At 57.2% G+C, this 25,619-nt stretch carries 22 protein-coding genes; 7 read left to right on the top strand and 15 right to left on the bottom strand.

The window, feature by feature from the left end; translation table 11 throughout:
• Positions 1-6 precede the first annotated feature (6 nt).
• Entirely contained in the window at positions 7-522 is a 516-nt protein-coding gene (locus tag ACOJCM_RS16735) for a zinc ribbon-containing protein (protein WP_445213206.1), read from the bottom strand.
• A 211-nt stretch (positions 523-733) separates the two neighbouring features.
• On the opposite strand from ACOJCM_RS16735, the gene leuS reads away from it, so the two are divergent.
• The 5 genes from leuS (at position 734) to ACOJCM_RS16760 (ending at position 6,503) form a co-directional block, all read left to right on the top strand.
• A complete protein-coding gene (gene leuS, locus ACOJCM_RS16740; RefSeq protein ID WP_445213207.1) occupies positions 734-3,316 on the top strand; it encodes a leucine--tRNA ligase in 2,583 nt (860 codons plus the stop codon).
• A gap of 22 nt (positions 3,317-3,338) precedes the next feature.
• Positions 3,339-3,836 (top strand): LPS-assembly lipoprotein LptE, encoded by a 498-nt coding sequence (locus tag ACOJCM_RS16745; RefSeq protein WP_445213208.1) that lies wholly within the window; start codon positions 3,339-3,341, stop codon positions 3,834-3,836.
• A 25-nt stretch (positions 3,837-3,861) separates the two neighbouring features.
• Entirely contained in the window at positions 3,862-4,920 is a 1,059-nt protein-coding gene (holA, locus tag ACOJCM_RS16750) for a DNA polymerase III subunit delta (RefSeq protein ID WP_445213209.1), read from the top strand.
• A gap of 231 nt (positions 4,921-5,151) precedes the next feature.
• Positions 5,152-5,544, top strand: coding sequence for a PA2779 family protein (locus ACOJCM_RS16755; protein ID WP_445213210.1), 393 nt, complete (start codon positions 5,152-5,154; stop codon positions 5,542-5,544).
• Between the two features lie 11 nt (positions 5,545-5,555).
• On the top strand, positions 5,556-6,503 hold the full coding sequence (locus ACOJCM_RS16760) for a PA2778 family cysteine peptidase (protein ID WP_445213211.1): 948 nt from the start codon (positions 5,556-5,558) through the stop codon (positions 6,501-6,503).
• 3 nt (positions 6,504-6,506) lie between these two features.
• Here ACOJCM_RS16760 and ACOJCM_RS16765 read toward each other — a convergent pair whose 3' ends face one another.
• A complete protein-coding gene (locus tag ACOJCM_RS16765; RefSeq protein ID WP_445213212.1) occupies positions 6,507-8,321 on the bottom strand; it encodes a hypothetical protein in 1,815 nt (604 codons plus the stop codon).
• A 264-nt stretch (positions 8,322-8,585) separates the two neighbouring features.
• Here ACOJCM_RS16765 and ACOJCM_RS16770 point away from each other — a divergent pair, with 264 nt between their 5' ends.
• On the top strand, positions 8,586-9,032 hold the full coding sequence (locus tag ACOJCM_RS16770) for a DUF488 domain-containing protein (RefSeq protein ID WP_445213213.1): 447 nt from the start codon (positions 8,586-8,588) through the stop codon (positions 9,030-9,032).
• Here the strand turns inward: ACOJCM_RS16770 and ACOJCM_RS16775 are convergent.
• The 3 genes from ACOJCM_RS16775 to ACOJCM_RS16785 all read right to left on the bottom strand — a co-directional run bounded on the left by ACOJCM_RS16775 (position 8,984) and on the right by ACOJCM_RS16785 (position 11,580).
• Positions 8,984-9,382 (bottom strand): hypothetical protein, encoded by a 399-nt coding sequence (locus ACOJCM_RS16775; RefSeq protein WP_445213214.1) that lies wholly within the window; start codon positions 9,380-9,382, stop codon positions 8,984-8,986. The genes ACOJCM_RS16770 and ACOJCM_RS16775 overlap by 49 nt on opposite strands.
• Positions 9,383-9,721: 339 nt before the next feature.
• Entirely contained in the window at positions 9,722-10,879 is a 1,158-nt protein-coding gene (locus ACOJCM_RS16780; protein WP_445213215.1) for an O-antigen ligase family protein, read from the bottom strand.
• 263 nt (positions 10,880-11,142) lie between these two features.
• Positions 11,143-11,580: a low molecular weight protein-tyrosine-phosphatase gene (locus ACOJCM_RS16785; protein WP_445213216.1), complete on the bottom strand. Its 438-nt coding sequence runs from the start codon at positions 11,578-11,580 to the stop codon at positions 11,143-11,145.
• 484 nt (positions 11,581-12,064) lie between these two features.
• Between ACOJCM_RS16785 and ACOJCM_RS16790 the strand changes: the two genes are divergently transcribed.
• Entirely contained in the window at positions 12,065-14,062 is a 1,998-nt protein-coding gene (locus tag ACOJCM_RS16790; protein WP_445213217.1) for a polysaccharide biosynthesis protein, read from the top strand.
• 77 nt (positions 14,063-14,139) lie between these two features.
• Here ACOJCM_RS16790 and ACOJCM_RS16795 read toward each other — a convergent pair whose 3' ends face one another.
• The 10 genes from ACOJCM_RS16795 to ACOJCM_RS16840 form a co-directional block, all read right to left on the bottom strand.
• Complete coding sequence (locus ACOJCM_RS16795) at positions 14,140-14,904, bottom strand: ElyC/SanA/YdcF family protein (RefSeq protein WP_445213218.1); 765 nt, start codon at positions 14,902-14,904, stop codon at positions 14,140-14,142.
• Positions 14,905-14,939: 35 nt separating this feature from the next.
• Positions 14,940-16,112 (bottom strand): DegT/DnrJ/EryC1/StrS family aminotransferase, encoded by a 1,173-nt coding sequence (locus ACOJCM_RS16800; RefSeq protein WP_445213219.1) that lies wholly within the window; start codon positions 16,110-16,112, stop codon positions 14,940-14,942.
• A 37-nt stretch (positions 16,113-16,149) separates the two neighbouring features.
• Positions 16,150-17,118, bottom strand: a complete 969-nt coding sequence (locus ACOJCM_RS16805) for an ATP-grasp domain-containing protein (protein ID WP_445213220.1) — start codon at positions 17,116-17,118, stop codon at positions 16,150-16,152.
• Positions 17,115-17,735, bottom strand: coding sequence for a sugar transferase (locus tag ACOJCM_RS16810; protein WP_445213221.1), 621 nt, complete (start codon positions 17,733-17,735; stop codon positions 17,115-17,117). The genes ACOJCM_RS16805 and ACOJCM_RS16810 overlap by 4 nt, the downstream gene beginning before the upstream one ends.
• Entirely contained in the window at positions 17,690-18,859 is a 1,170-nt protein-coding gene (locus tag ACOJCM_RS16815) for a glycosyltransferase family 4 protein (RefSeq protein ID WP_445213222.1), read from the bottom strand. Before ACOJCM_RS16815 ends, ACOJCM_RS16810 begins: the two co-directional genes overlap by 46 nt.
• Before the next feature lies 1 nt (position 18,860).
• Complete coding sequence (locus tag ACOJCM_RS16820) at positions 18,861-20,006, bottom strand: glycosyltransferase (RefSeq protein ID WP_445213223.1); 1,146 nt, start codon at positions 20,004-20,006, stop codon at positions 18,861-18,863.
• Between the two features lie 36 nt (positions 20,007-20,042).
• Positions 20,043-20,912 carry an ATP-grasp fold amidoligase family protein gene (locus ACOJCM_RS16825; RefSeq protein WP_445213224.1) on the bottom strand — a complete coding sequence of 290 codons (870 nt, stop codon included), beginning with the start codon at positions 20,910-20,912 and terminating at the stop codon, positions 20,043-20,045.
• Between the two features lie 34 nt (positions 20,913-20,946).
• Positions 20,947-21,891 (bottom strand): glycosyltransferase family 2 protein, encoded by a 945-nt coding sequence (locus ACOJCM_RS16830; RefSeq protein WP_445213225.1) that lies wholly within the window; start codon positions 21,889-21,891, stop codon positions 20,947-20,949.
• Between the two features lie 45 nt (positions 21,892-21,936).
• A complete protein-coding gene (locus tag ACOJCM_RS16835) occupies positions 21,937-23,271 on the bottom strand; it encodes a hypothetical protein (RefSeq protein WP_445213226.1) in 1,335 nt (444 codons plus the stop codon).
• A gap of 94 nt (positions 23,272-23,365) precedes the next feature.
• The gene (locus ACOJCM_RS16840; RefSeq protein WP_445213227.1) at positions 23,366-25,603 is read right to left on the bottom strand and encodes a polysaccharide biosynthesis tyrosine autokinase; all 2,238 of its coding nucleotides are present in this window, start codon (positions 25,601-25,603) and stop codon (positions 23,366-23,368) included.
• Between the last annotated feature and the right edge of the window lie 16 nt (positions 25,604-25,619).

Below are 25,619 nucleotides of genomic sequence, written 5' to 3' on the forward strand. Positions count from 1 at the left end.
CTCGCATCACTCCGGGGCGCGAGCAAAATAGCGGTGCCCGCATCGATGACACGGCTCGAGGCGGGTCACACCCTCGAGTTCGACCACGGCGTCGCAGTGCACGCAGGCCATGCGTCCTGGCGCGACAATCTCACCTTCGCAGTAATCGGCACGGGCCGCTTCCAGGTCTTCCTTGAGTCGCTCGTTCTCGACGATGCTGCGATCGGCGATGGAGAGCAGGGACTCCGCCACCTTGCGTGAGAGCAGGTCGAGATCGATGCCCAGCCAGGCAGCTACGCCCCGCCCACCTGCCTGCAGGTAACGCCGCATGTCCACCAGGTCGCGCTCGACCCAGGCGCGCAGCAGGGCGAGCTCATCCTTGGTGAACTCTTCGAGTTCGGCTTCGAATTCCACTGCCTCGTCCAGCTCCCGCTGCAGGTTCTCCCAGGTCAGGTCATCCGCACCCTCGCGCAGCCGGGCCAGCATGCGCTCGTAACCTTCTCGCAGCCGATATTCTCGTTGGGTGCCGGGGCGTTCGCTCATGGTCGTCATCTCCTCGTCGCAGGTTAGGCATAGGCCGGGGCATGGCCGGGCATGCCCTACTGGGGTATCCTTGGGTACCATTTAGACGCCATCCTGCCGTCAGTTCAACGTTTTATCGTGCGGTTGAAGAGCAGGAGCGACGTCGACCCATTTCCTGCGCAAGCGCACGGCACTCCCGTGCACGAACACTCTAAGGTCATTGCGAAAGCCGATGGACGCACAGTACAAGCCCTTTGAAATAGAACGTGACGCCCAGCAGTTCTGGGACGAAAACCAGTGCTTCAAGGCGGTGGAGGATGCCAACCGCGAGAAGTTCTACTGCCTGTCGATGTTTCCCTACCCCAGCGGCAAGTTGCACATGGGTCATGTGCGGAATTACACCATTGGCGACGTCGTATCGCGCTTTCAGCGCATGCAGGGCAGAAATGTCATGCAGCCCATGGGCTGGGACGCTTTCGGCATGCCGGCCGAGAACGCCGCGATCCAGAACCGGGTGCCACCGGCGAAATGGACGTACGACAACATCGACTACATGCGTCACCAGCTCAAGGCGCTGGGGTTCGCCTACGACTGGAGCCGCGAATTCGCGACCTGCGACACCGACTACTACCGCTGGGAGCAGTGGTTCTTCGCCAAGCTGGTAGAAAAGGGGCTGGTGTACAAGAAGATGTCCACGGTCAACTGGGATCCGGTGGACCAGACCGTGCTGGCCAACGAGCAGGTCATCGAGGGCCGCGGCTGGCGCTCCGGTGCGCTGGTGGAGCGTAAGGAGATTCCGCTGTGGTTCCTCAGGATCACCGACTACGCCGACGAACTGCTTGCGGATCTCGACAAGATCGACTGGCCCGAGCAGGTCAAGACCATGCAGCGCAACTGGATCGGCAAGTCGCGCGGCGTGGAGCTCAGCTTCGAGATCAAGGCAGCGGATGGCACTGTCGCAGCCCCGCTGTCGGTGTATACCACCCGACCCGACACGCTGATGGGTGTGACCTACGTGGCAGTGGCGGCCGGCCACCCGCTGGCCAAGACGGCTGCCGAAAGCAATGCCGCGCTGGCCGCCTTTTGCGAGGAGTGCGCCCGCGGCGGCACCTCGGAAGCCGAGCTGGCCACCATGGAAAAGCGCGGCATGCCTACCGGGCATGTCGCCGTGCATCCTATCAGCGGCCGTGAAGTTCCCGTCTTCGTGGCCAACTTCGTGCTGATGGAGTACGGCACCGGCGCCGTCATGGCGGTACCCGGCCATGACCAGCGCGACTGGGAGTTCGCCGCCAAGTACGACCTGCCCATCGAGGCGGTGATCGCCGACGAGAATGACCAGGAACCGGATCTCTCCGAAAGCGCCTACGTCGAGTATGGCCGGCTGATCAATTCGGGGGAGTTCGATGGACTGGACTTCAACGCCGCCTTCGACGCCATCGCAAGTAGGCTGATCGAGCTTGGCCGAGGCGAGGTGAAGACCAACTACCGCCTGCGCGACTGGGGCGTTGCCCGCCAGCGCTACTGGGGCGCGCCGATCCCGGTCAAGTACGGACCCGAGGGCCAGACCGTGCCGCTCTCCGACGACGAACTGCCGGTGGCTCTGCCCATGGAGGTGACCGTCGATGCCAGCGGCTCGCCGCTGAAGAAGATGCCCGAATTCTACGATCTCGGCGGCGGCTGGGTGCGTGAAACCGATACCTTCGACACGTTTATGGAGTCCTCCTGGTACTTCGCCCGCTTCTGTTGTGCCGACAACAAGCAGTCGATGCTCGACGAACGTGCCGACTACTGGTTGCCGGTTGACCTTTACATCGGCGGTATCGAACACGCCATCCTGCATCTGCTCTACGCCCGCTTCTTTACCAAGCTGATGCGTGACCTCGGCCTGGTAAAGGTCGACGAACCGTTCCAGCGCCTGCTCACCCAGGGCATGGTGATCGCCGAAACCTTCTATCGCCACACACCGAACGGTGGCAAGGCGTGGTTCAACCCGGCCGATGTCGAGGTCAAGCGCGACGACAAGGGTCGCCCGGTCAGCGCGGTGCTGATCGAGGATAGCCAGCCGGTAGAGATGGGCGGCATCGAGAAGATGTCCAAATCGAAGAACAACGGCGTCGACCCGCAGGCGATGATCGATCGCTTCGGCGCCGACACCGTGCGCCTGTTCATGATGTTCGCCGCCCCGCCCGAACAATCGCTCGAGTGGTCCGACTCCGGCGTCGAGGGCGCCAGCCGCTTCCTCAAGCGCCTGTGGCGCCTGGTGGCCGAGCACCTCGAGGCCGGCGAGCCGGGCCCCCTGGAAACTGGCGCGCTCGATGATACGCAACGTGAACTGCGGCGCAAAACCCACGAGACGATCAGGAAGGCCAGCGACGATATCGGTCGGCGCACCACCTTCAATACCGCCATCGCAGCGGTCATGGAGCTGACCAACGCACTCGCCAAGTTCGACGACCTCTCGCCCCGGGGCCTGGCCGTGGCTCGCGAGGCGGTGGAAGCCTGCGTGCTGCTGCTCGCGCCGATCACACCGCATGCCTGCCACGCCCTATGGCGCGAACTCGGCCATGCCGAACCCGCCATCGATGCGCAGTGGCCGCAGGTGGATGAATCGGCTCTGGAGCGTGACACCGTCGAATTGGTGGTGCAGGTCAACGGCAAGCTGCGCGCGCGTATCGAGGTGGCTGCCGACGCCTCCCGGGAAGCTGTCGAGGCCGAGGCCTTCGCCGCCGAAAACGTGCAGCGACACACCGAGGGCAAGACGGTGCGCAAGGTAATCGTGGTGCCGGGCAAGTTGGTCAATATCGTGGTGAGCTGACGCAGATCGAACAGGAGCAACCATGCAGCGACGCGGTTTTCTCAATCTCGCCCTGGCGGCCGGTGCCGCTCTGGGCCTGGCCGGCTGCGGCTTCCGCTTGCGCGGCTACGACACGCCGGGGCCGGCCCTCGACGAAGTCGCTCTGGCCGGCAGCGACAGCGAATTCTCGCGTCTGGCCGCCGAGCGGCTGGCTGCCGTCGGCACCCGGGTTCACGCCGCCGCTCCGTGGGTGCTCAACTTGGGTGAGGAGCGTTTCAACGAGCGCTCCCTGAGCGTACTCGACAGCGGCTCGCAGGAGCAGGAGATGAGTCTGTCGCTGCCTTTCTCGGTTCAGCGAAGCAGCGACGGTGCCTACCGACTGCCCGAGCAGCGCCTCGAGGTGACGACCCGTTACATGGTCAACGAGGATGAGCTGCTGGCCCAGGACGAGCTGCGCGAGGAAGCTCGTCAGGATCTGCGTCAGGAGGCCCTGCGCCAACTCTTCGACCGGCTTCGCTCGCTGGAAAAGGCAGGCCCATGAAAGCGGGCTTGCGTGAGGTTTCCGCGTGAAGGTCTTTGCCGACAAACTGCCGGAAGCGCTGGCCAAGAAATTGCCGCCGGTGGTCATCGTGGCCGGCGAGGAGCCACTGCAGCACATGGAGGCCTGCGACGCCGTGCGCGCCGCAGCTCGTGAGCGTGGCATCGAGGAGCGTGACATTCTCCACGTTGAGGCCAACTTCGCCTGGGGCCGGCTGCGCGAAGCTTCGGCCAGCCTGTCGCTGTTCGCCTCGAGCAAACTGATCGAACTGCGACTGGGAAGCCAAAACCTGGGGCAGGAGGGGGCCAAGGCGCTCAAGGAGTATGCCGACGCACCGGGAACCCGTGACAACGTCCTGCTCATCAGCATGGGCAAGCTTGATTACCGTCAGCAGAAAAGCGCCTGGTTCCAGGCGCTCGACAAGCTCGGCCTTTTCGTACCGGTTTGGCCGGTGGACGTATCGCGGCTGGGCTTCTGGTTGCGCGACCGTGCCGAACGACACGGCCTTTCTCTGGACCTCGATGCCGCCCGCCTGCTGGGAGATCGCACGGAAGGCAACCTGCTGGCAGCGGATCAGGAATTGCAGAAACTTGCCCTGCTGCTACCAAGCGGTACGCGAGTGGGCCCCGCCCAGGTCGCCGGCGGGGTGGAGGACAGCGCCCGCTACGATGTCTTCACCCTGGCCGACGCCTGTCTCAAGGGGGAGCGGGAACGCGTATCGCGCATCGTTCGCGGACTGCGTGGTGAAGGCGTCGAGGCGCCTATCGTTCTGTGGGCGTTGAATCGGGAATTGCGCACCCTGCTCTCGCTTCACCAGCACCTCGACCAGGGACAGAGTTTCGAGCACGCCTGCAAGGCACAGAAACCGGCCATTTTCGACAAACGTCGCCCTGCCTACCAGCAGGCCATCTCTCGCCTGCCCAGAAAGCGCCTGCATAAACTGCTGTTGTTCTCCCAGCGCCTCGATCTCGCCATCAAGGGCGCCGCCTCGCTACCGCTATGGGAAGGTCTTCACGATCTGGCCCTGACGCTGGCCGGAGGGCGTGGGCTGCTGGCCGAGCTGCCCTCCTCTTACCGGGTCGTATAAGGACAACGCCCCTCGCGCTGACGAAAGGCGATTCAACCGTAAAATCAGAGAGCGCAACGAGCCGGCGCCGGCCAACCGCGAAATAGGTCTGCAAGGGCATGAAATGTCACGCGCTTTCTGCTTATACTGATATAGCATCGTTGGAGCTAATCAGGACGACTGCGCTCGCAGCCCTGAGCGCTGGATCATTCAAGAGCCGGAAGCCCTAGCCAAAGAAGAAGGAACATGATCATGAAAACACTCCGCCGCTTTCTCAGTCCGCTGTTGATCCTGGCCCTGGTACTGGGCAGCGTATCGGTTTCAGCCGCTCCGTTGCCCGCCAGCGAACTGGTTTCCACCCAGGCCGCCCTGTCGGCTGAGCGTGCCGACGCCGATCGCGAGCGCATCCATGAGATCCTGTCTCGTGACGACGTTCAGGAGCAGCTCGTCGCCCAAGGGGTCGATCTGGCCGAGGTCGAGGCCCGTGTGGCAGCGCTTTCCGACGAGGAGGCGCGCCAGATGGCCGAACAGCTCGACCAGCTACCCGCCGGTGCCAGCGTTGTCGGCGCCCTGCTGCTTGTCTTCCTGGTTCTGTTGGTCACCGACATTCTGGGCCTGACCAACGTCTTCCCCTTCACGCGATGAGGGACCGAGTCGTGCAAGACCGATACGATCGGACCTGCCTGAACGCCCGCCTAGCGGGCGTTCTGCTGCTGGGCCTGTGGATTCTGCTGCTGGCGGGGTGTGTCTCCTCGCCAAAGCTGGCCGACACGACGGAGCAGGCCCTGCCTCGTCAGGCAGAGGTGGAAGACGTTCCGTTCCACGCTCAGCGCGAGTACCAGTGCGGCCCGGCCTCTCTGGCCATGGTGCTCAACCATGACGACGTCGACGTGGCCATGGAAACGCTGATTCCCCAAGTGTTCATACCAAGCCGCGAAGGCAGCGTGCAGCCGGAGATGCTCGCCACAGTGAGGCGCCACGGTCGCATCCCCTTCGTACTCAACGATTCCTTAGACGCCCTGTTGACCGAAATCGCCGGCGGCAACCCGGTGGTGGTGATGCAGAACCTCTCACTGCCCGCCTGGCCCATGTGGCATTACGCCGTGGCCATCGGCTACGACCTGGATGCCGAGGAGTTGACCCTGCATAGTGGCGAAGAGGCCGAGCGTATCGAATCGTTTCGCCGCTTTGATGCCACCTGGGCACGAAGCGGTCGCTGGGCCTTCGTTGCCCTGCGACCTGGCGAATTGCCGCATAGTGCCGACGAGCAACGCACGTTGAAGGCAATCGCCGCTTTCGAACAGGTACAGGGCCCCGACGTGACGCTTCCCGCCTGGGAGGCCTATGTCGTGCGTTTCCCCGACAATGGAATGGGCCATTTCGCGCTGGGCAACGCCCGCTACGCTGCCGGGGATGCGCCGGGCGCCATCGAGGCCTTCCGCAGCGCCGTTGCACATCGCGAGGATCACGGCGCGGCATGGTTGAACCTGGGGCTTATATTGCGGGCCGCCGACAAGCCCGAGGAGGCCCGGCAGGCACTGACGCGCGCGGCCGAGCTGCCGGGGCCGTGGCAGCAGCGGGCCCACCAGGCGCTGGAGAGGTAACGGTCAAAGTGCCCGGGCCGAGGTTTCCTGCCAGTTCTCCTTGCGATGCGTGCGCGCCCTGTCAACCAAGTAACACGTCTGCAACAAGTTGGCGCGCTGGATGATGGACAGCCCCGGCTCCTTCAGCGCGCCTGCCGACACGGCAGCCCTCAGGGCAGGCAAGCACAAATGCTCCGGCTTCACTGCGTCCTGTGCCACCTCCCATTCAGGGCTCGCCGCCACCGTCTTCCAGTCCGCCCAGGAGCCCTGATAGCGTCTCTGCAGCCTCAAGCGTCGCGCCAACTCACGGCCCCCCCAGATCGTTGCATGCAGCGGAAAATTCACCCACCAGGGAAAAGCCGGCAACCGGCCGTCGGCATGAAGCAAGAAGCGTGTCTGCTTCAGGTAGGGAGCGAACGCGGCGAGGAACAATTTTCGATTGAGCTTCCAGCGCGTAGGGCATGCGGCGCTGACCTTCACCGCCTCCTTGGCCATGAACACCTCGTAGCTGCGAAAAAGGCGACGATTGCTGTAGAGATTGGAAATGCCGAGCCGCATCGTCATCGGCCACAGCGCGAACCACTCGTGCGCGCTTTGCGGGCGCATAGCGCTGACTTCGTGAAAATGCTCGCGTCGTCGTCGCGTCACCTCCCGCAGCAGGTGCGCAGGAAACAGGCGGCTCCTCACCGGCTGGGTGCGCGTCTCGCCTGGTAGCGGCCACTGCGGCAGAAAGCTGAAGAATCTGGCCAACGGCGGCTTCCTCGCGGAGCGCGACTTCAGCAAGGTGTCGCTGACATATCCGCCAAAGACGGCTTCGTAATCCGCCAGCCCATGACGCCCATGGAAGCCCAACGCATGCGCATGGATATACTGGTGCCCGCTGCCGACCAGACGCGAGGCCTCCGGCAGGATGAAGAGATAGTGGAGTTCGTCTCGGTAGTCGGGAAGGAAGCGGGACTCCGATGCGGCTGCCACTTTTGCCGCTATACGGCCTTCGCGAGTCATGCTGTTGAGGAAGATGAGGCTGTCCCGCTCCAGCCGCTTTGGCAGCATGGCGGCCAAGACCCTTGAGTCTTCTCCGCCACTGATGAATTGGGCCACTCGCCCCATCGAGTCGGTCACCCGCTCGATGTAACCCTCAAGCCCGTCCCTCAAGGCCTCGGCCGCCTCCCCCAGGTGGCGGAAAGGTGCCGTCTCCACGGGCTGCCAGTAAGGGACACGCTCGAGGTGGAGAGCTGCGCCCTGGCGCAGTCGGAATACATGCAGCGTGGCGGGATGACACTGGCGGATCTGACGATAGGCGGTGTAGGGAAAGGTGACGACATCGTGAAGGATGAAATCGACCAGAGAGGCCTCATCGAAATTCGTCTCCAGACCGCAGGCTCCCGCCAGTGCATCGACATGAGTGCCCAAAGCCAGCCAAGGCTTCCGCTGGAACCGATAGACAGGGATGAACATCATGAGATCGGTAATGCAGGTGACACGGTGCGTAAGCTTATCGATGATCAGGATCACGAAGGGGCCGCTGAGATCTTCGCTCCAATCCACCGCCCCCCGTTTCCAATGAGCGAGGATAGCCTTCGTACCCGCCTGGTCGTCGTTGCCCGTCAGGAAGCGGTTGTCATGAAAATATAGAACCGGGCCGCCGATGACCACGCAGAGGTGGGTTCCGCTCTCGACTGGAGCGAAACCGGTATATCGGGACGAGGACACGGCCAGGGAACCCCAGTCGCCATGATACTCTCGGACAGGAATAGGATCCTCGAGATAAATCGATTCAAGTTCCTCGGTGAGGCGGCCAGCAGGAAGACGCTTGGAACTGAACAGGAAGTCGCTCATACAATCCCTCGCATAGATGGCAGAGCCGTCGGCAACCGAAAACGGGGTGAGTCAGCACGATGCCGAAATCCCTGTCAGTACACCTCACCTCCCTTACGGCGTCCAATCCAGTGCGCGGGCTCGCCATCGTCTCGGAGCCGGCGTAAACCCAAGACGAAGCCAGGCGGCAATCGCTTCCACCGGGAAGGACAAGAATCAAGTATGGTTGCTCTCACCCGACGCAATGACGAAACTAAGCATCCCGGACAAGGATTGGAGGGGCCCATGCCATACGACGTTGCACTGAAGAGAATCTATGCAGAGCCCGATAGCCGTGATGGGGCCCGTATCCTGGTGGACAGGCTCTGGCCACGCGGCATGCCGAGGGAACGGCTGGCTTTGACCGACTGGTATCGTGATGCCTCGCCTTCCCTCGCTTTGAGCCGGCAGCGCCGTACGGGAGAGATCAGCACAGCCGTGTTCGCCGTTCGTTATCGCGGTGAGCTACGTGATGCTCCCGAGAATCTGCTGCCTCTCATGCGCCACGCCCGCCGGGGCAGGCTCACGTTACTCTCTGCCTCACGCGACCTGGAAGCGTCCCACCTACCGCTCTTGCGCCAGGCAATACTGGACGCGCTGCAGAAGGAAGACGTCGAGGATGCCTTGCCCTCGTCGCCTCCCTGTTACCTGGGATTACTGGATCGAAATGGAAGAAACGAGCGGAACGAATGAGCGGGGCGGCGCCTCTCTCTTACGACGTCGCGCAGGGCGACGCCATGTAGCCAGGCCAATCTCACCACTTCGGCGCGGCTCTCCATGGCAGCGAGCCGCTTGATCGCCAGGCGACGGGGAAGGAAGCAAAGCTCGACACCGGCCCACGCCAGCATGAAGGCAGTAAAGGGCCACCACCATTCCCAGCCTTTGACGCTTAAAAGCGTAAACGCAAGGAGGACTACAGGCGTCAGTACCATGCCCCACCATGCCTGATGCCTACCCAGGAACCGATTGATGCGCAACATCTCCCTGCGCAGCTCCTTCGACGATCTGGCGACGGGAAGGCCTACGGTGTTCATCTTGTTCATCGGAGCGCCTCATCAGAAAGATCGTTGTTTGATGAGTTGCGTTCAGCAGCGGTAACAGCAGCAATATACGTAGCGCTGATCAGTAAATCCATCCGGTATCCAGACTGCTGTTCATGACACAAGCACTCCACATACCTGACGGTAAGTCTACTCGATCATGGCACGTCTAATGCTGAACCCCCCTGTCAGCATCCTTTTCATTAATAAAACGATACCAGACGACTTTGCACAGACTTCGGCACCCGGAAAAAAGCCCTTGGCCAGGGCGATTTTCTTTCTTCAAAATAACACAGATACGAAAAATAACATGGCTTAATTTCCTCGGTCCGCCAGAGCGCTTCACCTCGGTGTCTTATCATGACGCACTCGTTTTATATTTTCTTGCGACACCAACCCGGTAAGGCGTGTCTTCAATAGCACCCAGTAAGCCATGGCCAGTCCCAGGTAGCCGCTCATTCCCCTCACGTCACGCAACATGGACTGCGTCAAGCCATACCCGATGAATGCAGTGACAATCAACAGGCCGGATAACGCCAGTACCCTGGCCTGGGGATCGCACGAGCGGCGCAAGTGAAGCGCGAACAACAGGGCTGGCACTCCATAAAGGGCCAGTAGCGTCACGATCCCCAGCACACCGCGCCGTGCCGCGGTATCCACGAGGTCGCTGTGCAACTGGTCGTGTCGGCTCGCTCCAGGATGCAACACGCCACGAGCCACCATATCGTCGCGAGCCACTTCGAGCCCCCCTTCTCCCCACCCCAGCAGCGGTTTCTGCAGGAAGATACGCCCCCCCGCCTGCCACATCTCCAGACGCAACCCCACGGAGCTGCCGCCATCGCCCTCGAGCAGGTAGCTTCGTACATCGTCTATGGCCCGTTCCACCCGCTTGGTCACGCCGTACTCCGTGATCGTTGTCATCGCCACCAACAACACCATCAATATCCCGCCCCCTGCGGCCAAACTCAGCCGCTGGCGACGAGAAAAGACGGGTCGAAAGGCGCTGTAACTCAGCCAGGCCAGCAGCGGTACGGCCACCCAGCCGCCGCGAGTGCCGGACAGGAAGGAGGCGGCCATGCCGGCCACCGCTGCCACTCCCAGTGCCAAGGTGAGCCCGGGGAAGGCGGAGCACGAACGATTAAGGCGACCCAACATGGCTACCAACGCCAGCACACCAAGCAGGAGGGAAAGATTGCCGAAAGGTATGGCATTCATGCCGTTGTCGGCGCGATAGGCGTCCAGCACGAAGCGTTCATATAAGGCAATGATTCCAGTCCCCGTGCCTCCCGCCACCAGGCCCAGCCACATGCCCATCCGAGAGGGGGGATATTGGCGCCACCAGATCAGCAGTGCTGCCGCGAGCAAAGGCCATAACGGCATCGTTCCCCTTACCGGTTCCAGAGCGGGAAGAAAACCGCTACGCGCTGCATCCAGGCACCATAGCGTCGAGTATGCCGCGAGAGACAGCAACCAGAGCCGATCCTCACCATCCAGCCTCATCGCCGGGGTCCTTGCCGGATCGCGGTGCAGTACCGCTCCCGCAATAGCTAGCACGCAGGCGGCCAGTGGCACGGCTTTGTACCCCCAAGGCACAAGGAGCAGAAGGGAAACGAAGGCTCCCAGCACTAGGGTATTCGCCTTGCACCAAGCGCTTTCGCCTCGCTCGACCGACCGCCGCCCCAACGTCACATCTGGCATACGCTTCGCTCCCAGCTTCAAGCCCCGATGGGTTCCCGCCCAGCTACGTCAGGCCAGGGAGCACGTTACAGCTTGCCGATCCAACCGTCGGCAGCCTCGAGTAGAAGCTGGTGCACGTGTCGAAAAGCCTCGGTGCTCTTGCGGTAAGGATCGGGTATTTCACGACCCTGGCCAGCGTCAAGCCAGCGGCCGAAAAGCATCGTCTTACCCAGCACGGAGGGCGCCATCTGACCTACGGCAAGGCGCTGCCCATCAGACATCACCAGCACCAGATCGGCCTTGAACAACATGTCCGCATCGACTTGACGTGCTTGGTGGTCATCGACGTTCAAACCGGCGGCCTCGGCCAGTAAACGCGCCGTGGGCTCCACCTCCTGGCCCTCCAGCGCGTTCAGGCCCGCTGTCGCGATATCCCTGTCGGGAAGCCGAGCCTTCAGCATGGCCGCTGCCACAGGGCTGCGGCAGATATTGCCGGTGCACAGTATCAAGATTCGATGAAACATAACGCCTCGAATAGTTAGGAATGGATGGGGGTTACGCAACCAATCATAAGGCACTACGACGCAATAGCGCGCTTGAGCGGTCCAGTCAGCAAATCGAGTCGAATGGATATTTCAAGATTTCTCTCCGTTCGGATGATGCCTTCTCAGCCGGACTAACTAAAACTCTCCAGCATGACAGGACGAGAAGAATGAAAAGAGACTACGAAACCTCTGCCACACGACCCATGAAACAAATCTAGTTTCGCGCCGCTTGAAGATTACCCCTTCCGCCCCTCCCAGCACTCATTCATTAATTCTCCCTAATCGCTGCTGACTTACCTCGCATCCCACCTCGTTTTAAAAAAACCAACTTGGGCTTTTACCCTTCATTCAATATGCTTTGAAACATTGATTAACAAAAATGAACACCATTTATTTACATACATCGCCGCGGTCTTCGATTCAAGTTTTTTAGGACTTTTTTCTCCGGAAAGGATTCGACACGATGCCTCTCGATCGCCTTTTTCGCTTGCCTCGATACTACAAGCGATTGATTCAGCTTTTCATCGACGCCATCTTGCTGACACTTAGCTTCGTCATGGCGATCTGGTTGCGCCTCGAGAACCTGGAACCGCTATCGGACCCTGCGATCTGGGTGATGTGGTTGACCGTACTGCCGATCAGCCTGGCAGTATTCGCAAAGCTGGGGTTTTACCGCGCGGTGATACGCTATCTGAGCGTCAAGGCATTGAAAACGCTACTGATCGGAATCTCAGCCTCTGCGGCTCTTCTCGTGATCACCTCCAGTCTGTTCGCCATTTTCTTGCCGCGCTCAACCTGCCTGATCTACCCCATGCTGGCATTGTTCAGCGTGGGCGGTGTGCGTTATTTTCTGCGCTCGCTGAATATGCACAACATGATCCGCTACAAGGCAAGGGTCATCATCTACGGTGCCGGAGCGGCGGGTTCGCAGCTGGCGAATACCCTTCGGCAAGGTTCGGAATATGCGCCGGTTGCTTTTGTCGACGATTGGCGTGGCATGCATGGCACCTTCGTCGAGGGATTGGAGGTTTATGGACCGGAGATGCTGCCGGGACTGCTCAGGCACTTCGGGGCAGAGCGGATTTTGCTGGCCATTCCCAGCGCGCCGCGATCCCGCAGGCGAGAGATCCTGCGCAGCCTGGAAACCTTGTCCGTCCCCGTACAAACCCTGCCGAGCATCGAGGACATCATCGGCGGCCATGCACGACTCAATGAGATACGGGATATCACCGTAGAGGATCTGCTGGGACGCGACCCTGTACCTCCAAACCAGGCATTGATGGATGCCAACGTACGCGGCAAGGTGGTCTTGGTAACCGGTGCCGGGGGGTCCATCGGCTCGGAGCTGTGTCACCAACTGCTTCAGCAGTGTCCCAAACAGCTGCTGTTGTATGAGTTGTGCGAATTTGCCCTGTATGGCATCGAGCGCGCTCTCGCTCAGCGGATGCAGGAGCAGGGGCTGGATGTTTCGGTGAAGGCTCTGCTGGGTTCTGTACAGGATCGCAAGCGCCTGGATAACGTGATGCGTACTTTCGGCGTGGAAACCATCTACCACGCCGCCGCCTATAAGCATGTCCCCATGGTGGAACACAATGTGTCCCAGGGTATCCTCAACAACGTCTTCGGTACCTTGGCCACGGCTCAGGCGGCGGTGGCTTGCAAAGTGGAAACCTTCGTTCTGGTCTCGACCGACAAGGCGGTACGCCCCACCAACGTCATGGGCACCACGAAGCGCATTGCCGAGCTGATCTGCCAGGCGCTGGCCGACCAACAGTCACAGACGCGCTTCAGCATGGTTCGTTTCGGAAACGTCCTGGGCTCTTCCGGCTCTGTGGTACCTCTTTTTCGGGACCAAATCGCTCGTGGCGGGCCGATTACCGTGACCCACCCGGAAGTGACACGCTATTTCATGACCATCCCAGAGGCTGCCCAACTGGTAATCCAGGCAGGCGCGATGGGTAGCGGTGGCGATGTCTTCGTCCTCGACATGGGCAAACCGGTTCGGATTGCGGACTTGGCAGCGGAGATGGTCAGGCTGTCCGGACTGGAGGTATTGAGTGAGGAGAATCCCGAAGGAGACATCGAGATACGTCACACGGGCCTTCGACCCGGCGAGAAGCTTTACGAAGAGCTTCTGATCGGAGAGAACGAGGCGCCCACTGCCCATCCGCGCATCCGGACCGCCAAGGAGTATTACTGGCCCTGGTCCCGCCTGGAAGCGTACCTGGGTCGACTACTGCAAGCTATCGAATATCAGCAGCATGAACAGATCCGTGAACTGCTCATGACGGCTCCCACGGGGTATGCCCCACGAGACGGCATCGTCGACCTGGTGTGGCTCGGCCGCACCCCTTCCCCTGCCAGGCAACGCACACTGGATCTGCCCACTGAAACGGGTAGTCAGCCAGCCATGCTGGATGCAAAGCCCGCGCCTGATGCTTTCAATACACTAAATGGATGAGGTGACTCCCGAGACGCTCCCTCACCGCACTTCGGATTCAGTCCATGGCGCGCGAGTGGCAAGAGGCCGTGGACGTTTCATTGCTCCCAAACCAGGGCGGCCAGCCCCATGTATTCATGCAGCGCACGCTCGGTTTTCTTGAGTGCCTGGCTGGTGGGAAGCCAGTAAGCCAGGTTCCATGGCATGTCAGGATTGACCATCCGGTGGGTTGGGGCTGCCACGGGTTCGAGGCCCACGGCCTGAAAATGCGCCATGGCCCTGGGCATGTGGGAGGCCGAGGTCACCAGCAATAGTCGGCTATCCTCTTCGAGCAGGTCGCGCACCGCCTGGGCTTCGCTTGCTGTGTCGGTGGGCCAATCGATCACTTCCAGCCGCTCGGCTGAAACACCAAGCTCTCTCGCGGCCTGAGCGTACGCTTCCGCCACGGGAGGAAAGCCTTCTGCCCGACTGCTGCCACTGACCAACAAGCGCGCCTGAGGAAAATCCTGCAGCAGCCTCACCCCTTCGATCAGTCGGTAGAGAGAACTTTCGTTCAGGCGTGACAAGTGGGAGCCGCCCCGCTCAGGCTGCCAGCCGCCGCCCAGCACGACAATGGTTTCCACCCAGGCTTCGCCACGGGAAATCGCCAGCGGCGGATAACGACTCTCCAGGGGGCCCAGTAACCGATCGGCTACCGGGGCCCAGGCTGACAACAGCAGCATGGCCGTTGCCAACATGCCGGTGCCAATCCCCGCTCGCCGGCGGCCACTCAGGAATAGCGCCCCAGCGAGGCCCACAAGGCAGAGAAAGAGGGGTAACGGCATGGCGTAAGCGGCAACCAAACCCTTCAGAGTGGAGAACATGGCGCTCCTCTATGCGGAGTGAAGGGTAATGCCAGTCAACCGGTGGCATGAGACATCACCTCTGTCAGTACCCGGCAAGTGAGATCGACCTGCGCTTCGGTGAGCGTAGGATGACACAGAAACATCAGGCTGGTCCGACCCAGCTCCCTCGCTACCGGCAACCCCTCGGGCGGCTGCCAACCGGTGCCATCAAAGGCCTTTTCCCGATATATCTCGGAACAGGAGCCGCTATAGCATGGCACGCCACGGGATACGATCGCGTCGATGATGCGATCCCGATCCCAGCCCTGCGCCAGCGCCTCCGGCTCGACGAATACGTAGCATTTGTAGGCAGCATGCTGAATGTACTCAGGAGGAGTCGGCACCCGCAACCCCGCGCACTGACTGGCGGCATGCCAGATGCGTTGGGCATTGTGCCGACGTTTCTCCGACCACTCCGTCAAGCGTCTCAGCTGGATCCTGCCGATGGCCGCTTGCATCTCGGTAAGCCGCCAGTTCGTGCCGAAATGGTGATGCAGCCAGCGAAAGCCCGGCGGATGACGTTCCTGGTATACCGCATCCCAGCTCTTGCCATGATCCTTGTAGGACCACATGCGTCGCCAGAGGTCCGGGTCGTTGGTCGTGACCATACCGCCCTCTCCGCCAGTCGTCATGATCTTGTCTTGACAGAAGGACCAGCAGCCAACCTTGGCGATGGAGCCGACGCAACGATCGCGGTAACGCGCCCCGTGGGCTTGCGCGCAATCTTCGATCACCTCGATGCCGTTGCGCGCAACCGCCATGAGCCCGTCCATGTCGCAGGGCCACCCGGCCAGATGGACCGCGATTATCGCTCGCGTGCGTGGGGTAATCTTGGCGGCAACCGTGGCTAGGGTAATGTTCTGGGAATCACGGTCGACGTCGGCAAATACCGGTGTCGCTCCCACGGCAACGATGCAGGAGGCGGACGCCACGAAGGTACGTGAAGTCACAATGACTTCATCGCCAGGCCCGATGCCCAGTCCACGCAACGCCAGCTCGAGGGCTACCGTGCCATTGCTGACCGCGATGGCGTACTCGCAGCCGGACGCCATGGCGAATTCCTGCTCGAAAGCCCGCCCTTCATCACCGGTCCAGTAGTTGACCCGGTTGGAGAGCAGAACTTGCTCGACGGCCTTGGCTTCTTCCTGGGTAAAAGAGGGCCAGGGGGAAAAATCGGTATTCAGCATGGGTATGCCCCTTAGTCTATGAAGCCGACAGTAGTCGCTATCTGTCGTGTGGTACCAACACCTTGGCGTCGTAACGAAGCATCAACAGGTCCCGCTCCCAGCGGTCGAAGTGGCCTATCGCTTGCCCCAACAGGTATTCGCGAATCAGCCAATCGGGGTAATTCGCTCCGGCGGCATCCGCCAGGGGAAACCCCCCTCCGAAACGCGGGTTGATCTCGAGTGCCTTGATGCTTCGAGTGTCAGGCTGGTAGAAAAGCTGAACGGTGATGCAACCACGAGCGCCTCTCAATCGTGCTAGCCGCCCGGCCAGATAGTCATAGACGTACCCCTTGCGGGTAACACCCTTGCTGACTTCCCCCCCACGAACCTCGAGGCGCTGCCTCGGGACGAAACATTTGAGGTGACCATGCCGGTCGTAGTACGCGTCCACGGTGTATTCGTGGTAGTCCTTGCCGATCGGCTCCATGAACATGTTCCGCTCGTCATCAAGCGTGGAACGACTGAGGCGATCGGCCCCGGATACAAGGAAGGCTCCCTCTCCGCTGCTGCCATCGTAGGGCTTGCAGAAGCAGGGGAAGGTCAAGGAGTGCCGCGAATAGATCTCAGGCGTATCGATCCCGATCGATTTGAACAGTTTGGCGGTAAGCCGTTTATCACGACCACGGGCGATCAGGCGCGCATCTGAAATGACGAGATTAATCGACTCCTCGAGAAACCGATACCGGTACCTCGAAAGCGCCATGAGTTCAGTATCAATCGTTGGGATGACCAATCCCACCTTTTGCTCCCGACACAGCGAAAGCAGCGCATCGATATAGCCAGGATCGGATACGGCCGGTATGTCGAAGAAAGCATCGGCTAACTGGCAAGCCGCCGAGTAGCGAGACGACATATCTGCCGCGAATACCTTGGCCAGGGGAAGATGAAAGCGCAGGGACTCGCGAAAGGACTGCAGCAGCTCGACGCGACGCCCAGCCGAGAGGATAAGCACGTTTTGATTCGTCATGGGCTTTTACCCGGCGAACGTCTGTCGCAGGAGCCGCTGAAGCGTGGGGTGACCTCATGGTGGCTCGTGGTGATCCCCTCACGAGTCATTACCTTCGCCACGGTCAGCAGCAGTATCTTGATGTCGAGCCACAGCGAAACGTGGTCGACGTACCATACATCGAGACGAAACTTCTCTTCCCAGCTAAGATTGTTACGGCCATTGATCTGAGCCCAGCCAGTGATGCCCGGACGTACCTCGTGCCGGCGGAATTGAAACGGGGAATAGAGAGGCAGGTACTCCATGAGTAACGGCCGGGGTCCGACAAGGCTCATATCGCCCTTGAGTACGTTCCACAGCTCCGGCAGCTCATCGAGACTCGTCGCTCTCAATTTTTTGCCGAAGCGCGTCAGCCGTTGGTGCGAAGGCAGCAACTCGCCATTGGTATCTCGCGTGTCAAGCATGGTGCGAAACTTGAACATTCGAAAAGGATGCCCCTGCAGGCCAGGACGTTCCTGACAGAACAGTACGGGAACGCCCAGCTTGAGTTTTACCAAGCCAGCGATCACAAGCATGAGTGGTGAAAGAATGATCAATAGGAACGTGGCAATACCGATATCGAAGAGGCGCTTGAACATGAAACCTCCATTTCCCTGAGCATGACAGCGTTGACTTTGCACACGTCATATTTCCGAAGTGCCTCCTCACGCGAACGCCTACCCATGGTGGCAACACGATGTGGCGCTCGGATAAAGGTTCGCATCGCGCTCTCCAGCTCAGTGGCATCGCGGGGTGGAACCAGATAACCGTTCTCACCGTGCTTGACCGTTTCGCGGCATCCCGGGGTATCCGTAGTAATAATGGCGCGCCCCATCGACATGGCTTCAAGAATAGTTCTGGGAATACCCTCACGATAAAAGGAAGGCAGCACGAAAACGCTGGCACGCCCCAGAGCATCGCGTACATCTTCCAACTTCCCGAGATAACTGATGACACCGTCCTGGACCCAGCAGTCAAGCTCATGAGCAGTAACCGAGTTCGGATTACTGTCGAGATCGCCAACCAACATGAATACGGCATCGGGATAGTCAGCCTTGAGACGATAAGCGGCCTCAGCATATTCACGCACCCCTTTATCTATCAGGAGCCGGGCTATCAATAGAAAGGCGACCTGGCGAGGATACTCATGTGGAAAATAGTGATTGACATCGACGCCGGAGCCATTGACGACCACGGAAGGAACGCAACCATTAATAATCTTTCTCTCTAGGAATAGAGCCTGATCGTCAGGATTTTGAAAAAAAATCTTGTGGCTAAATCGCAGCGATAAGCTATAGAGCGCAGATGCCACGCGGCCAACGAGACGGGTTTTAAAGGACTGGTTATAGCTGGAGAAGCTATAACCCAGCCCTGTAATCAGAGCAAACCGCCTAGGGCAACGTGCCAATGCGGCAGCGAGAGTACCAAAGATGACGGGTTTGATCGTATATCCAAGTACATAGTCGGGCTTTATTGCCAACATGAGCCGTACCAGCCCGACCATCGAGCGGAGATCATGAAAAGGGTTCATGCCTGTACGGCTGAGGTAAATATCGTGCACCTTGGCCCCCATCTGCTCCAGCTTGGAGCACGTCGGGACGTCCCGGGTGAGATCCGGTGCGGCGGCATGTACCTCGAGCCCGTTGGCGAGAATATCTTTGATAAGCTGTCCGCGAAAATTAACCAAGGATCCCGACGCGCCGGCAATGATAAGAAACTTCATGTTAGTTACTAGCCTCCTTGCAGTCTGACCACACACTATCGAAAGCATCGACCATACGGTCGATAGTGAAATGTGTTTGTATGTGTTCTGCTGAAGATCGGCAACGTTGAGACCAGAGCGAAGGTTGTTCTTGGCTCTCATTTATTGCCGCATGAATCGCATCGGCCAGCCGCCCGGAGTCCCGAGGTGGAACGACCCACCCCCACTCGCCGATAATCAGTGAGGTATCGCCTACATCCGTACCAACGCAAGGCGTACCACATGCCATCGCCTCCGCAATCACGTTGGGAAAGGCTTCTCCAAAAGAGCTCGAAAGGACGTGCAGGTCAAGACAATTCATGACAACTGGGATGTCCGACCTCAATCCCAGCAACTTGACCTTGTCTTGAAGACCGAGCCGATTGATCCAATCAACTAGTGTCTTGTTGCTGAAATCAAGATCGGCACCCACCAACAGGCAGCGAAAGTCCAGACCACGAGACGCCACCTCTGCCAAAGCTTCGAGAAGGTTGGCATGATCTTTTTGGGCATTAAAGCGACCCACCATCCCCAAGACAGGTAAATGCCGCTCATCATGACTCAGAAAAATGCGTCGGCAGGCCTCGACGTTAGCGTAGGGGTAAAAGTCTGAAAGATCGTAGCCGTTGGGAATGACAACCATCCTGTCAGATCGGTAACCCAGTGCCTCATGCACTTTCGCCGCTTCATGAGCACAACAGACGATACGGGCGGGAACCACCCCGGACAGGGAGGCACACAATCGAGCAGACCATATGGATGAGCGTGAACTCTTCCCGCTTTCCAGCACCGTATGGCGAATGCCCCAGCACACATGGCGAACACCAGCAAGACGTGCACAGACACCGCCGAATAAGTCTGGATGGTACATCCAGGTTTGTACGAGGTCCGGACGATACGATCGGAGTAGCTTTCTGAGTAATAGAAAGCCCTTTAAAACACCATTCCGTCGCGTAAAACCTAAGGTTTCGACGACGATGCCATAGTCACCGAGGGTCTTCTCCAAGTCACCGCCCCCGATCATGGCTACCACGGTATGCGTGTTTTTCTTATCTCCGATACACAAGCGACACAGCGCCGACTGGGCCCCGCCCGGGTAAAGACTGGTGATAACATGAAGAATATGCATGAACAGCCCATTCTGGAAGGATAGAAAAAACCCATGCTAAACTGCAGGATCTAGTTCCCACAGCCTACCCAACCATTTATCGTAAATAATGGAGGAAAACCTGCCTCTTCCCGATGCATGGGCGAAAGTGATTTCACCAAAAAAGATGTTTCCATCAATATTGTAAAGATCCACTCTGGCATGCGAAAAAGGCAAAGCCAGCAATTTAGCTATTTCAAGCATCTTGTCAAAACCTTCTGGCCGCACCATGCTCGTCCTCAGGCAGGGTTGCTTCCAGGAAAACGGTAACCATTCAAGCGATTCGTTAAAAAAAGAACGATGCAATATACCGTGACGATCATAGTCCATTTGCAAAATAACGGTCTGCTTTTTACCGTCGCTTCCATTGAAAACATGAAACTTGTAATCACAAGGATCAGATCCATCGGCCATGCGAAGCTTGCGCTCTACAAGAACTTTAGGCTCGATATGGCTATACCAGGGTTCCTGCTTAACCTTCCCGTAGTTTTCCGACAACTGACGGTTAATTACGTCACAAACGCTTCGCACATGCTCTTCACTATATCCAGGTTCAAGAAATTGAACCGGACCAGAGTTATGATTCGCCTTTACTACCAAGGGACCATGACCCTCCAGTAGTTGCTTGGCTTGCTCGGGCTTGATCATGTCACCGACAAAGACAGAATCAATGATATACTTTTCTCCTATTATATCCGCAACATAATGCTTTACTGCTACTTTATCAGAGCAGGTGATAAAAAGCTTATTCTTCCAATACAACTTGCGGTAGTTTACCTTCTGGTTATAAGTTACGGGATTTTTAAACTGAGGATAGTAACCGGCACGCATCATGAAGGCGGCTCTCTCACGCAGGCCAACAGGGAACAAACGATAGATTGCTTTCATGTCGAACTCCGAATAAGCCAAGATTAACGTGCAATCAAGATGGCAAACGACGTTTATGGACGGCCTCGAGGAAGCCGAATGGCAACGAGGATATCAAGGACCACTTTAAGCAAAAGAAAAAGTCACCCTCCCAATAGAACGCCTTGCGGAGCTCGGCGCCATCCATAGAGGAATTCACCTTATTTTGTTCAACCCAAGCATACTTCATCATTTTATTAGAATATTTCTTGAGCAGGTTTATATCTTTTGCAGCAATATGAGGGCTCAGGTCTTCAACCATGTCATGAAATAAACTCAACGACGGTACGCTATTGCGCGAGACAAAAGAGGCGTCACGATAAGAAATGGAAGCAACATGGGGAGACCACACCATGCGCCTCATTCTTGCCAGCAGTTCTACCCAAGCATAAAGGTCACCTGAACGCTCGGTACGTCCCTCTGGAAAGATGGTGTGCTTATATAGAGAAGCGCGTTTAAAGAGAAGCGAATTGGTGCCCACAGCGCGCAACCCTTTACAAGCGAATTCAAGATAATCGGAAAGATAAAGAATTTGGGGTCCTTGCGAAATAAACTGTCTGGCAAAGGGGTCCAATTTATCAGTGCCACCAACTTGGCTCATCCGTGCGGCACTGATGATAGGGATATCCGGAAATTCACTTGCCACTCGCATCGATTGGGCTAGGTGCTCGGGAAACCAGGCATCATCTGCATCCAGAAAAGCTATCCACTCCCCCTTGGCTTCACTGATACCGTAATTCCGGGCAGCGTAGCCTCCCGGTCCGGGCCGCGGACGGTGCAATACCCGTATACGCGAATCGTGGAACTCCGCCACCTTGTCCAGGCTCCGGTCTTGAGATGCATCATTAACGACGATTAGTTCATATTCTTGGTACGATTGGTCCAACACGGACTGAACCGCTCGTGTAATATATTTATCCTTGTTGAAAACCGGCATTACTACAGAAATTAGCGAGTGCATGCCCCCCCCTTTAAACATGTCAAGCTTTGAGCTAACAAAACTTCATCATTCAGAAGCCGTCGAATCGCGCCATGAATCATTTTTAGGAGCAAATCTATAGCACAGGCCTATTCCGATAACCAGCCACATGAGCCTGGCGGAATAGCCCTTGAAAATGAAGGGCTCTTTATACTCCGCAATAAACATTATGACCATGAACACAATCCAGAAGCTTTTATAGTGTGTGACGTTGTAAACGCCTTTACCCAGGTACGCAACAAAAATATAGAAAGCTGCGGAAATGGGTATTCCTAGTGCGGTAAACATGCGCATATAGCCGATATCAACACTCCGTCTCAAGTCGAAATCACCGCTGTGCACCCCTACACCAAAAAGAAGCTTGGGCCACTCACTAGGTATATTGATCATTCTCTTCAAGGCATCCGTCGTGCCTTCTTGTTCAATACCCTCCATACCTTGATATAAAAAGTTTATGGAATATGCGAGAACATTCTCAGGAAAAAAAATAGCAAATACGGAAGGAATCGCCAAAACCAAACCAACAATAGTGGCATACAAAAGGAACCTACGAATAGACAGCCTGTTTGATGAAAACAAAAGATTTATGACATGGAACAAAAAAATTCCGATGATGCCCACGACGATACCGGTACGACCAATGAACAAAAGAGAAGTAAAAATCGTTATCGAGGCGGTAAAAAAGTACAGGAATCCAATCTTTCTTTTGATATAAAGCGCCTGTAAAAGTATCAAGACCGTACCATGAAACAGAGAGAGATTAGCCGCCCCACCTGAAGCAACGCCTCGAAGACGAAACTCTCTCGTCAAGTAATCTATATTTGAATTTTCTGGCAAGTAAAGCATCGACTCTATAAAATTACGAAAAGGAGGGGAATTATACTCTATGATGATTATGATAGAGTTGACAAAGACGATAAATACGACGAGCTTGAAACATAGCGTCAAGACTTGATCCATATCTAGCGACTTTTTCATCAGAGCCAAAGCAAAAACATGACCTAACAATATATACAAGGCAACCTGTATCATGTACGTAAGGAAAGTCGTAGCAAAAACGTCGGTAAAAAAAATGAATACGGCCAGATTATACAGGCAAAAAAGGCAAAGTACGATAAAAGTCGAAACCAAGGGGATTTGCTGGAGTGACTTCAAGGCGATTGCCGGGTGGGTACCTAGAAACAATGCGATCGACAACATACCACCATGCAAGACGGCCGCTCGCAGGTCAAAATAGGGGCTCAGCAAATAGAGATAAAGAAATAAGGTGAGCCAAAATACGTGAGCATAGGTGATTCCATGTATGTAACGGAGACCACCGCGAAAACTATCTACATCAGCTGTTCTAGTCGTGTACTTCACGGCGTACCACCTTGATCTCGTTGCAGGTAATCTTTCAAGATTTTTCCGCCTGCAGTTAGTTTGGTTTTATCCAAACCAACCGCAGGCGCATCATTTACTTGTACGAGTAGCTGTAGTAGCCATACCCGTAGCTTATGGCTGCCGTTTTCTCTATTGCATTCAGTATGCATCCCTGGACATGCACGCCAGTCGTCGCCAGTCGACGCGCGGCGACCTTGACTTCCCTTACCGGATTCACGCCGAAGCGCGCAACAAGTAGCGAAGTCCCGGCTACTTTACCGATGATGGAAGCGTCCGTGACAGCGAGAATAGGGGGAGTGTCGATGAGAACAAGGTCATATTCCTTTTCGACTTTTTCTATCAGATCGGCAAAAGTATGACGCATGAGGAGCTCAGATGGATTAGGTGGCGCTACACCTCGAGTCATGTAATGCAGGCCAGGTACATCTGAACTCCTGATTGCTTTACCAGCCGGAAGTTTCCCAGACAGCACTTCCGAAAGGCCGTTCTCGGATTTGTCATTGAAGGTAAAATGCATATTCCCTTTTCGCATGTCTGCATCGATGACCAGAACCTTCTGGCCCGCTTGCGCACAGACGAAGGCAAGGTTGATCGTGACAAAGCTCTTGCCTATCCCCGGGCTAGGTCCCGTGACCATAATGGCATTGTTACGAGCATCCATCATGGCGAAATGAAGACTGGTGCGAAGACCTCGTATGGCCTCGACCGCCATATCCGTCGGGTAAAGTTTAGCAAGAAAACTGCCTATAGCATGTTGGCTTGCCTTGTTATTACGATATTTTATTCGCTTAACCAGCTTCATCTGGTCTGAAGAGCGGGGGACTGTTGCATACACGGGCAATCCTATGTCTTCTAATTGTTCGGCGTTTTCTACTCCTTTGCTAAGGAAACCGCGCAGCAACACCCAACTTACTGCAAGCAAGCAGCCTACCAAGAGCGAAATGATCACGATCAGTGCCGTCTTCGGTTTGATCGGACTTGATCGTGTCATGGCAAAGTCAATGATTCTGACGTTACCCACCGTCGCAGCTTTGGCGATATTGAGTTCTTGCATGCGATTCAAGAGCTGTACGTAAATCTGCTGAGTAACTTCCACGTCCCGGTTCATTCTTAAAATTTGCTGCTGGGTTTCAGGCAGGTTATTGGTGCGCTGTTCCAGGTTGGCACGCTCACGCTCAAGCTGAGCTCTTTTTTCCAGCAGAGCGGCGTAGACAGGATGATTGGGCGTGAAACGACGCGACAACTCGGCCTCTTGCATTTCCAGATCATTCAAACGGCTTTCGATATCCACCATGCCGGAAAGCATATGGCGCGTCTCTTCGGTCAGATCCACACTTTCTTGTTCGGTCCTGTACGCATTAAGTCGGTTTTCTGCTTCAACCAGCTGTTCACGTACGTTAGGTAGCTGATCATCAAGAAACTGCAGACTATTTTCCGCTTCCGCTGCCTGACGGGCGATATTCTGAGCCAGATAGACTTCTGTAATGGCATCAAGGGAGGATTCGACCTCATCGATATCGGGACCGGTCAGGACGAGCTGCAAGACACCCGTGTCTCGTTCCCCTTTTGGAGCAACGGCGAATCGACTCCTTAGATAATCGATAGTTGCCTGCTGGCTGCGTTTGCGTAGTGTGAACTGAGCCCCGGCCGGCGCCTGTATTTCGCTTATGTGGACCTCCACCCAAGGATCGTTCGATTCAGAGCGCTCCCCTGCACGGCCAAACAGCAATTCCTCCCCTTCAGGATCGAGTACTCGGTAGCCGCCTTCAGCAACCTCTAATGTCAAAGGTTTGTTTTCCAGCTCCGGCGCAACGCTTAATGATTCGACGTGGACCCGCTCGCCTCCCCAGATCTCGGGTCTACCGTATGCGAAATCGGGCCGTGGAATGTCGTGGCGTATGAGCGCATTACCAACGATAGGGAATACGACAGGTGTGACGCTAATATCCAGCTTCTGTCGATTCGCGGCCTGTCCGATGATAAAACGCGATTGGAGAATTTCTATCTGCGCGCCTGTAACCGGCTCCTCTTGCAGCAGCATTGATGCAATTTCATCAGCTCCCGTCCGCGGCCCCGTCTTTTCCACTTGTACCAGCGCATCGCCTTGATAGATGGGTGTGGCCAACAGAGAGTAGACGAGACCAGCTGCCCCAAAAAGCAAGGTGAGAATAATGATCTTCCATTTATTATCGACAAGCATCCCCAGCATACGACCCAAGTCGACGTTCTCTTCGCCTGGTGGCATACTGGTGGCCGGCGGCGCGCCTGATCCGGCATTGAGTACCGGCCTATTTCCTATCAAACTGTTCATCGTCAATCATCCCTCT

This window comes from Billgrantia hypersalina, from assembly GCF_052584175.1.

What these genes read in the sequence shown, in the direction of transcription:
- ACOJCM_RS16735 (WP_445213206.1), bottom strand. Translation starts at nt 522, where the DNA reads ATGAGCGAACGCCCCGGCACCCAACGAGAATATCGGCTGCGAGAAGGT.
- leuS (WP_445213207.1), top strand. Translation starts at nt 734, where the DNA reads ATGGACGCACAGTACAAGCCCTTTGAAATAGAACGTGACGCCCAGCAG.
- ACOJCM_RS16745 (WP_445213208.1), top strand. Translation starts at nt 3,339, where the DNA reads ATGCAGCGACGCGGTTTTCTCAATCTCGCCCTGGCGGCCGGTGCCGCT.
- ACOJCM_RS16755 (WP_445213210.1), top strand. Translation starts at nt 5,152, where the DNA reads ATGAAAACACTCCGCCGCTTTCTCAGTCCGCTGTTGATCCTGGCCCTG.
- ACOJCM_RS16765 (WP_445213212.1), bottom strand. Translation starts at nt 8,321, where the DNA reads ATGAGCGACTTCCTGTTCAGTTCCAAGCGTCTTCCTGCTGGCCGCCTC.
- ACOJCM_RS16770 (WP_445213213.1), top strand. Translation starts at nt 8,586, where the DNA reads ATGCCATACGACGTTGCACTGAAGAGAATCTATGCAGAGCCCGATAGC.
- ACOJCM_RS16775 (WP_445213214.1), bottom strand. Translation starts at nt 9,382, where the DNA reads ATGAACAAGATGAACACCGTAGGCCTTCCCGTCGCCAGATCGTCGAAG.
- ACOJCM_RS16780 (WP_445213215.1), bottom strand. Translation starts at nt 10,879, where the DNA reads ATGAGGCTGGATGGTGAGGATCGGCTCTGGTTGCTGTCTCTCGCGGCA.
- ACOJCM_RS16785 (WP_445213216.1), bottom strand. Translation starts at nt 11,580, where the DNA reads ATGTTTCATCGAATCTTGATACTGTGCACCGGCAATATCTGCCGCAGC.
- ACOJCM_RS16790 (WP_445213217.1), top strand. Translation starts at nt 12,065, where the DNA reads ATGCCTCTCGATCGCCTTTTTCGCTTGCCTCGATACTACAAGCGATTG.
- ACOJCM_RS16795 (WP_445213218.1), bottom strand. Translation starts at nt 14,904, where the DNA reads ATGTTCTCCACTCTGAAGGGTTTGGTTGCCGCTTACGCCATGCCGTTA.
- ACOJCM_RS16800 (WP_445213219.1), bottom strand. Translation starts at nt 16,112, where the DNA reads ATGCTGAATACCGATTTTTCCCCCTGGCCCTCTTTTACCCAGGAAGAA.
- ACOJCM_RS16805 (WP_445213220.1), bottom strand. Translation starts at nt 17,118, where the DNA reads ATGACGAATCAAAACGTGCTTATCCTCTCGGCTGGGCGTCGCGTCGAG.
- ACOJCM_RS16810 (WP_445213221.1), bottom strand. Translation starts at nt 17,735, where the DNA reads ATGTTCAAGCGCCTCTTCGATATCGGTATTGCCACGTTCCTATTGATC.
- ACOJCM_RS16815 (WP_445213222.1), bottom strand. Translation starts at nt 18,859, where the DNA reads ATGAAGTTTCTTATCATTGCCGGCGCGTCGGGATCCTTGGTTAATTTT.
- ACOJCM_RS16820 (WP_445213223.1), bottom strand. Translation starts at nt 20,006, where the DNA reads ATGCATATTCTTCATGTTATCACCAGTCTTTACCCGGGCGGGGCCCAG.
- ACOJCM_RS16825 (WP_445213224.1), bottom strand. Translation starts at nt 20,912, where the DNA reads ATGAAAGCAATCTATCGTTTGTTCCCTGTTGGCCTGCGTGAGAGAGCC.
- ACOJCM_RS16830 (WP_445213225.1), bottom strand. Translation starts at nt 21,891, where the DNA reads ATGCACTCGCTAATTTCTGTAGTAATGCCGGTTTTCAACAAGGATAAA.
- ACOJCM_RS16840 (WP_445213227.1), bottom strand. Translation starts at nt 25,603, where the DNA reads ATGAACAGTTTGATAGGAAATAGGCCGGTACTCAATGCCGGATCAGGC.